This is a genomic window from Desulfatiferula olefinivorans, from assembly GCF_054657895.1.
Window position 1 is genome coordinate 344,973 of the sequence record NZ_BAAHXV010000002.1, and the last position, 8,698, is coordinate 353,670.

The following is an 8,698-nucleotide window of genomic DNA, read 5'->3' on the forward strand; positions in this document are numbered from 1 at the left end:
CAGGCAGCACCATCAAAGGAGTTTTCATGCAACGACGTTTCAGACGTAACCATGATCTCGGAGGGGTGACCCTCGTATCCGTTTTACCGACCCGAAACCACACTATCCGCCGGTTTCTTCTCATGACCCTGGGAAGCCTGGTGCTGGTGTTCATCCTCACCCTTCTTGGCGGCTGCAGCGGCGGCGGCGAATCGCCTGGAACCCTCGTACCGTCGTCCACACCGACGCCGGGCGGCAATGCCCCGACCCCGCCGGACGATGACGACGGATTTTCCGGAGCAGCACGGGTCTCGGGCACCATCAAGCTGTCTTACCTTTCAAGCTCGGACTCAAACCTGATTGCATCGTCGGACGACCCGGCCGCAGGGCGTGTTCCCGGCCTCCGGGCACGAACCTCCAAGGCCGTCGATCCCCAGACCGAGGCGGTCAGGCTCTATGTGGTCGGCGATAACGGCGAACTGACGGACACCGGTATTTCTTGCGGCCTGACCGACGGCGAAAACGGCGATCGGGTCTATGAATGCGACGGCGTCCGCGACGGCGTGAACTACATCGTCCGATACGTGAAGCTCAACGCCGATACCGGCAAGGCCCTGGAACTGAAATCCACGGCCTACATTCCCGAAGGCGACACGACGCCCGACGGAGACGTCCTCGTGACGCCCCAGAGCTCGGTGGTCGTCAAGGCGCTGGTCGACGCGATTTTGAGCGCCACGGCGGGAACCAATATCGACACACAGGTGGTCAACACCATCATCAACCGGGTGAAAGCCGCCATCGAGACCCTGGTCTCGTCCGGCGCCGTCCAGATTCCCTCCATGGTGGTGGATGTGGACGAAGGAACCGGCCTGGATGATCTGGTCGGCACCGATCCTGAAAACGAAAACCTCGACAACACGGCGGGAATCATCCTCGCCGACGACACCGTGGGCGGTGAACTGGATTATATCGCCGCCAACACCCAGGCCGCCCTGTTCAACCTGGCCGAGGTGGACACGGAGCAGGAAAAGACCGACCTGATCCTCCGTGTCTTCCGGGAAATGATGAGCGACAAGGACGGCGGATCCGAGGACATGCCCCGGTTTTTCTACGATTTTTTCATCTGGCATTATGTGACCGGCCGAAGCGTCACCGTCGGTAATCTCCTCCAGACCCTCATCGACAGCATGACCTACGAAGACAGCGTCCCCCAGACCGTCCGGGCCCAGGTCACCGTGCCAAACGTTCTGGATCGTTTCAATACCTTCATCGCCCGGATTCACAGCCTGATCGCACGCATCACCGAACTGGAGGCCAAAGCCGCCCTGACTCCCGACCAGGCCACCGAGCTTACCGCGAAAAAGGCCGAGCTGGCCCGAACCCCCAGCGTGATCCGGGGCCTGTTCCCCGCCGCCTTCCTTCCGGCCACCGAAGGCAAGAACCTGGTCACCCCCCAGGGCATCGCCCTGGTGATCTTCTTTGAAGACGTGTTCATGACTGAAACCGTCAACCCCGACACCATCGGACTGACCGGCACCGCCGGGGAAGGCGGTCAGATCATCTACAACGACGATCTGTTTGAATGGGATGACGAGGACCTGTTCACCCTGCTGGGTATATCCACCTATATCGCCGCCTATCCGGACCGTTTCCAGGGCATCGATATCTTCGGGCTCGATCTTCATCCCGGCACAGTCTGGATCGAGGGAACCGCAGATACCCCCGACGAAGAGAGGGAAGCGTTGATGCTGAATACGGACTTCATGAATCTGGCCGGATTTATCGATGACGACCAGGCCATGGAACTCGATGGGTCTTCCGGGGCCACGGTCTCCTTGACCTATCCCAAGGCCTCGGGGGGAACCGGCACCGTTCCCCTGCTGTATGTGACCCATGACGACGGCTACGGAAGCTGGGGCATCAACCCCTGGCAGGAAGCCCATGAAGGCATGGATCCCCAAAGCACCGATCCGGTGGTCATCGATCCGACCCGGGTGATTTCCGACTTCACCTCGGGGGACTACACCGTAACGGTCAATTACAACGGCACAACCACCACCAAAACCTTCCAGAAAACCGTAATCACGGGCATGACGGACACCTACGCCAAAATGGTCACCCCGGCCGGCATGCCCATCTGGCCCGGCGATAACCCCACCGATGCGGAAATGACCGCCTACAACGAGGCCTGGACCGCCTTTGAACGCAACGGCGGCAGAACCAATTTCACCGCCAACGTGAAAGACGACGGCACCGCTCCCGCTGTCGGCGAAACGGCCACCAAGGCCAAGATCACCCTGTCGTGGAAAGCACCGGCGGTCACCCTGCCCGAAGGTGTGAAAATGGTCTACAACCTTGAAATCGGCCAGGGCGGCTGCGACGAATTCGGGAACTGTTCCTGGACCCAGATCTGGAATACCTGGAATTCCAACAAGCAGATCTCAACGACATCGCTCACCGTGCCGTACCTCTTCCCCATCCAGACGACCCAGGAAGCGCTGGACAACCCCTATCATTTAAATATCAGGGTGTCCTTCGTCGACCAGCTGACGGGCAACCAGCTGGGCAGCGGGGGCAGCGCCCACACCGAGTTTACCGTGGGTGAGCCCATCGACATGGACGCCGAATTCACCCTCTCCGGCGCCGTCACCGTCGATGATCCCTCCATTGAACCGACCCGGCTGCGGGCGGCCCTGATGAAGGAAGTCCAGGCGGACGGATCATTTACACGGACCGTGATGAAAATCGCCGATATCCAGGGCACCACCGGCTACAGCCTGACCCTTAGGATCGGGGATTTCCTCGAAAACGCAACCGCCAACAGCTGGATCAACCTCGTCCTCATCGACGACCCCGATGATTCCCTGGCCTCGGGCTCGCCGCTAACCAACACCGACATGGTGTACTGGCCCGATTCGTCCGGCGCCAACATGTGGTTCGACACCTGGGGCGGCTTCCTTCGGGTCAAAAAGGACACCTGCACGGCCACGGGCACCTGCTACTACGAGGAAAAAATCATCACCGGCGGCGAAGCGATCACCGGCCCGCGCTTCTATCTGGGCCAGACCGCCTACGTTCCGCCCGACCCGACCCAGGTCGACCCCGTGCCCGCCGCCGTCCTCAGCCAGATGTTCACCATAACCGGCACGGTGGACACCACAGGCGTTGAACGGCCCAAGGTCATCCTGATCAAAGAGGGGTACAATGCCACAACGGGATTCCATGTCCAGACCGTACTGCGGGTGGGGATCATCGAAGGAGAGATATACACGCTCAACGCCTATGTGGGGGACTTCTACAATACCGACGGCTCGCCCACGGACTCCTGGTACCAGATCGTTCTGGTCAACGACCCCGATCCGGCGGATACCACACGGCTCCCGGCGTCGGAAAGCCTGCCCCTTGGCGACCTGCCGACCTGGTGGCCCAACAACGCCAACGGGAATTTCGGCTTCGACACCTGGCGGGGCGGCGAACTCTACGTCTATAAAGACAGCTACGACGAGTCGACCTTCGCCTGGAGTTACGAAGACTGGGCCGTTCCCGGCGACACGACCCTGATCACCGGGCCGTTCCTCGGAACCATGACCGCACCCTGATGCATTGCTCCGGCCGGGGGATCCCCCGGCCGGTTTTTTCATTTAGTCTCCAAAACGAGCGGCAAGGACAAAACATCCGCCGCCTCCGGAGCCGCCGTTCGGTTCATCCCGTCGGACCTCCCCTTCCGTGAAGGTTTCGCGTCCTTCCTTGACGGCCCGGACCATCACCGAAGAAATGGGACGGGACCCGACATCCTCAAGGCTCCGGGCATAGACCCCGTCGTCCGTCAGGCCGTCGTGATGAAGCCCGTCATCATACAAAACGCTTTCCGATGCACCGTTGTTTAAGACGGCCATGACCTCGGCGTCGTAAACCGGGCGTCCGCAATCGTCGGTCACCACGGCCATGGCCAGCGCCCCCTCACGGTTTTGGACTATAAAATCCGTGGGATCGCCCGGGCCCGCGACCGTCAGCAGATCCTGACGACAGGGCCGTTCCCTGACCAGAGCCTTGATGCAGACACCGGCATGGGGAAAGGTCCGGATCGTATCCACCCACCTGATACCGTCCCGGGACAGATAGGTTTCACCCGGGTTGGCATCGGCGGCGGATGAATAATCGGCAAAGGGTTTTTCAAGGGGAACAGGCCAGATCCCGGACGGTGTTTCGAATTTCACGGACACGGCAAAGGGTTCTCCGCGGCCGAGGAAGGTCAGTTCATCCATCGGCACCGTATGATATCCCTTGCCCCGGGCCGTGCCAAGTACGGGACCGAACAGAACCGGCCCCATGCGGTCACCGTCCATCCCGGCATGAATGCGGATCTCGTAATGGGTGTCTTGGCTCGTGGTGAAAAAGGATACGGCGGTCAGTACCCCGTCCTCCACCGCCCTGAACACGGACGCGCCCCAGGCGTCATGGTCTCCGTCTCCGGTGCTCGAGGTCATGCCCAATGGATCGTGGGCATAAATCCGGTCGAAAGACAACAGGGCATCGGGACGGTCCCGGACGGCCACCAATGAGGAAAAGGCAAGACTCCGGTCCGCATAGGACACATAGAAAAATCCGCCCTCGCCCCAATCTGTCCCCCAGCTGTTCCGGACGATAAAGACACCGGGTGCGTCAACCCCCCGTACCGTCCGTTCATCATCCCACCCCACGATCGTCACCGCGTGATTGCTGCCCCGGATCTCATGGTAATAAGTATGATCATTTTCCTGATAGGCGTCATCGTCCCAGTTGATGGACGCATAGAGGGGGCCGTGATCCAGAAGGGCTTTTTTGATATACACGATGTCGGTGATCGACGAACGGACCGGCAGCCTGAACACGCTGTCGATGTAGCGAACGGGCGGACAGTCCCCGCAGGACGGTGAGGGATTCCGGGTAAACGGTGAGTCCTGTTCATCGAGGGGTCCCCCATGACGGGCCAGATAAGCCATGACCATGTCCACGTTGCCGCCGGCGCAGCCGGTCCAGTCGTAGCCGCTTTCAAAAAGCACATGGTTCTCGGCATAGTCGGCCTCATGACCCAAAAGAGTGCGACTCACGCCCTCCAGACATCCGTAGGCGGCAAAGGCCCAGCAGGCACCGCAGGCGCCCTGTTCCCTGGCCGGAGGAATCAGGCTGTCCGATCGGTCGCCGTCCCGGTCCGGGTCCCTTAAATCATAGACATCATCATAGACCCTGGCATCCGATGATTTGGAGCGGGACGGCTCATACACGTCTTCCGGTACCGGAGACGGGATCAGACCCAGACCCCGATCGGTGTAAGGGGACGCCTGTCTGAAGCGGGCAAGACTGGAGCGGGAATCATCTTCAAAGGCTTGAAACGCCTCACTGACCGGGCCCTGGGCAAACTCTCCGTCCAAACGTCCCGTTTCGAACACATCCGTTTCCTCTGCCGGGTGATAGCCCAGATCCGGCGGTACGTCTCGCCCCACCTCGGGAGCCGGAATCACAACCAGCAGTATGGCAACGACAATCGCACAGACGGCGACGACGTAATGCCGTTTTTTCACAGCTCCCCCTTTCCCCGCACGCCGGGCGCGGGATCAAAAGGCCTGCCTGGAACGTTCCGGCATAAGCACGGACACCCTATCGGGGCAGATCCTCCGGAAACTCACCGGGCAGGTAGCGTTGAAGCACGGCCAGGGTTTTGGTCATGCCAAGATCGCGGAACTGACCCGATGCCAGGGCCAGTTTGTAGACATGATACGGTGCCTGCCCCCCTTCGGCCGGATCCTTGAAGATATCGTGGATCAACAGAAATCCCCCGGGCATGATGTGGCGCGACCAGCAGGAATAATCATTGAACGCCGCCGTAAAGGTATGGCCCCCGTCGATAAACACCAGACTCAGGGGCGTGGCCCACAGTTTCGCCACCAGGGGCGAGGTGGACACAATAGGCACCACGGCGCCCGTCAGGTCTCCCGCCTCCAGGGTCCGCCTCAGATGGGGGAAGGTGTCGACCTTGCCTTCCTTGTCATCGTACAGCTCCGGATCGAAATACCCCTCGCCGTACTGCTGCTCCTCGGACCCCCGGTGGTGATCGATGGTAAAAAGAACCCCCTTGCGCTCCCTGGCCGCCGTGCCCAGATAAACCGTCGACTTCCCGCAGTAGCTCCCGATTTCAAGCATGGGCCCCATGCCCGCCGCCTCGGACGCCACCCCATAAAGCCGCATCCCCTCCTCCGGATCCAGAAACCCCTTGATCCGGTCGATCAACGTCTTGTCCAATCCCGTCATACCCGACCTTTCCTAATTATAAGAATATATAACTCCGACATGTTGCTGCCGTCCTGCTCCATAATGCATCTTCACCACGCTGTCTTAACATGGGGATAATCGAGACGTTTTTTGGTCCATAATGACAAGCGTGGCGTTAAGGCTTCTGGCTGTTGCGACGATAATTCTGTCGGCGGGGTCTTTATGAAAATCACCAGGCATTATGCATGAATCAACGGCGATCATTCCATTTAACCCGAAAACCCTCAGCCCGGTTTTTGAAACCGCATAATCAATCCATGACTCCGGAGATATTCTCAGGATTATCCTGTTCCTGGAAGCCATCATGGTAAATTCCCAGATCGGAATGGATGCAATCCCCCGATCGCCCGGAGCGGTTTCTTTTATAAGCACTCAACACCCACCACCAGACATGAGTATCAAAAATGACCATGCATCGAGATCCCATTCATCGTCAAAAGGCGGCGTCAGATCCCCACAGGCTTTCCCGGCCCAATATAGCCCGCCCCGGTCAGCATGTCTTTTGCGCCGGCCTCCTCATAAGCCAAAAGCGTTGTCAAGCAGCTTGAGACAATGCGTCCTGAATGTTGCGGCATTGATTTGGATCACACACACCCTGATCATCACTTCGTCGAAGTGTGTACTTTTATCTTGTACATGATGACCGGTCAACATGAATTTGGATGTCGTACCGCGTTCATCCAGGTCTAACATCCCAATCAAAGCCTTAATTTAATGGCATTTATTATTGATTGACACATATTATCCCGACGGAAGGGTATTGTTCTTCAGTATCCCAATATCTGATCCACACCGATTGCTGAGAAATCTTTGCGGCCAAAGCCGTTGCATACATCATTTCAGCTGTTTTATTCCCAACCTGTCCTAAAGACAAGTAGCCAAGACCCTCAACCCGAATAAGCATCATTCCACCACTATTGATATACACTCCATGCAACAGGATGTCTCTCAAGTCGTGTTTATCCGCAAATGCACTCTCGGAAAAACTGATAAAAAAAAGAACAACAATTATTCGAATCAAAAATTTCATCTTCATTCCCCTTAAAAAACAAATAAAAGCAGTACGCTGAAATGATGAGCAAGCTTAATTCATGTGCGTTCGATATCAATAAAATGAATTATAAAATCAAAACACTATTATTCTTTAGACAATTCAATATCGAATGTATACAGATTCTATATAGGGATAATCCCCGGAGCACTCTGCTGTTTTGATTCGAACCTCTTTTCCTGACAACAATGCCGATAAAATGGTTGCAAAATGTCTTTTTCCGGCTTCAGAATGATCCACATCTTTAAAACGGACATGGGGAGAAGACTTTGCACACCCAGTCCCGGCATCACCGGGATTTTCCAATCTTACCAATGGATAACCGCCTGGCCCCTGTATGATTTCAAGAACTTTGGTCCATGGGGAGGTACCGAGTGCCTGTGCACCATTTATCGGAGTTAAAACACTGATAAAACAAATCAGCCCCAATACGAATCGCTTGACGTTCATTCCAAACCCTTTCAATCAAAAAACAGATTAGATATCTGCTGTCACAATGCGGGACTCGTGACATTGAAGCCATTTATTCCGCAAGCCAGATTCGGTCCATTCTGGGGTAAGTTCCCAACGCGCCACGCATCTGAATGATGATGGCCCTGTTTGTCGCTTGGGCAGTCAGCGCTGTGGCGTACAACAATCTGGCAAACTCAGGATTGTCGGTGACCCTGTATGCGGCGGCTGGTACACGTTTCGGTGTGACAATCCCACCGATGGCAGCGACTTCAATTTCCATGGGTGTGTCGAAATAAAGAAGGATTGTATTTGACTCATTGACATATATTCGGCTTACTTTTCCAACATAGCTGCAATAGCCCCCATTCGCATCAGAACACGTGGGCTCCGACGCATGAACAGCTGTGGAACACAATCCAAGTATGATAAAAAGAATAATCAATTGTTTCATCGTTCTTCCTTCGGGTTAATTCAGATTGATAACGCGCTTACTTAACAACTCTGAACAGATACTTAAATTTCTTATCCGTTCGAAACGTAATCATGCCAACAAAAACATTATAGGATCACGCCGTAATTCATCATCTCTATGTGACGACCGTTATAGACCCCCTCACAAGATCCCATTCCGTAAACATTTACAGGGCAACCCGTTATTTTTGCCGACAACGCCCAACTGAGGACCGCCTTGCCGGCTTCCGTTGTGGTATCAATTCCGAATGCGTTTTTGTAAGCCTCATGAATGCAGGGAATCCGTTCGCCGGTACTATCCACAACATCTTTATCGAAAAAAAGCATGGCATGGCCATTGGTATGGTCTATCCTGATCTTGACGATTTTGGCCCCCGAAACATATCCGTACGCGTGCACAGAGAACGTGGCCGCCATGATAAAAATCAACGATAT

At 56.1% G+C, this 8,698-nt stretch carries 7 protein-coding genes; 1 reads left to right on the forward strand and 6 read right to left on the reverse strand.

Features of this window, described 5'->3' with window-relative positions; translation table 11 throughout:
* Positions 1-26 precede the first annotated feature (26 nt).
* Positions 27-3,578 carry a hypothetical protein gene (locus ACYQ11_RS03140; protein WP_459922283.1) on the forward strand — a complete coding sequence of 1,184 codons (3,552 nt, stop codon included), beginning with the start codon at positions 27-29 and terminating at the stop codon, positions 3,576-3,578.
* A gap of 42 nt (positions 3,579-3,620) precedes the next feature.
* On the opposite strand, the gene ACYQ11_RS03145 is transcribed toward ACYQ11_RS03140, so the two are convergent.
* The 6 genes from ACYQ11_RS03145 to ACYQ11_RS03170 form a co-directional block, all read right to left on the reverse strand.
* Positions 3,621-5,540 carry a C1 family peptidase gene (locus ACYQ11_RS03145; RefSeq protein ID WP_459922284.1) on the reverse strand — a complete coding sequence of 640 codons (1,920 nt, stop codon included), beginning with the start codon at positions 5,538-5,540 and terminating at the stop codon, positions 3,621-3,623.
* Between the two features lie 76 nt (positions 5,541-5,616).
* A complete protein-coding gene (locus ACYQ11_RS03150; RefSeq protein ID WP_459922285.1) occupies positions 5,617-6,267 on the reverse strand; it encodes a class I SAM-dependent methyltransferase in 651 nt (216 codons plus the stop codon).
* A 745-nt stretch (positions 6,268-7,012) separates the two neighbouring features.
* Positions 7,013-7,318: a hypothetical protein gene (locus tag ACYQ11_RS03155; RefSeq protein WP_459922286.1), complete on the reverse strand. Its 306-nt coding sequence runs from the start codon at positions 7,316-7,318 to the stop codon at positions 7,013-7,015.
* 123 nt (positions 7,319-7,441) lie between these two features.
* The gene (locus ACYQ11_RS03160) at positions 7,442-7,789 is read right to left on the reverse strand and encodes a hypothetical protein (protein WP_459922287.1); all 348 of its coding nucleotides are present in this window, start codon (positions 7,787-7,789) and stop codon (positions 7,442-7,444) included.
* 73 nt (positions 7,790-7,862) lie between these two features.
* Positions 7,863-8,243 (reverse strand): hypothetical protein, encoded by a 381-nt coding sequence (locus ACYQ11_RS03165; protein WP_459922288.1) that lies wholly within the window; start codon positions 8,241-8,243, stop codon positions 7,863-7,865.
* A 107-nt stretch (positions 8,244-8,350) separates the two neighbouring features.
* The coding region (locus tag ACYQ11_RS03170) for a hypothetical protein (RefSeq protein WP_459922289.1) at positions 8,351-8,698 on the reverse strand (348 nt) is incomplete at its 5' end.

Bases quoted from the DNA above. Each gene is read 5' to 3' on its own strand.
- ACYQ11_RS03150 (WP_459922285.1), bottom strand. From the start codon at position 6,267: ATGACGGGATTGGACAAGACGTTGATCGACCGGATCAAGGGGTTTCTG.
- ACYQ11_RS03155 (WP_459922286.1), bottom strand. From the start codon at position 7,318: ATGAAATTTTTGATTCGAATAATTGTTGTTCTTTTTTTTATCAGTTTT.
- ACYQ11_RS03140 (WP_459922283.1), top strand. From the start codon at position 27: ATGCAACGACGTTTCAGACGTAACCATGATCTCGGAGGGGTGACCCTC.
- ACYQ11_RS03165 (WP_459922288.1), bottom strand. From the start codon at position 8,243: ATGAAACAATTGATTATTCTTTTTATCATACTTGGATTGTGTTCCACA.
- ACYQ11_RS03160 (WP_459922287.1), bottom strand. From the start codon at position 7,789: ATGAACGTCAAGCGATTCGTATTGGGGCTGATTTGTTTTATCAGTGTT.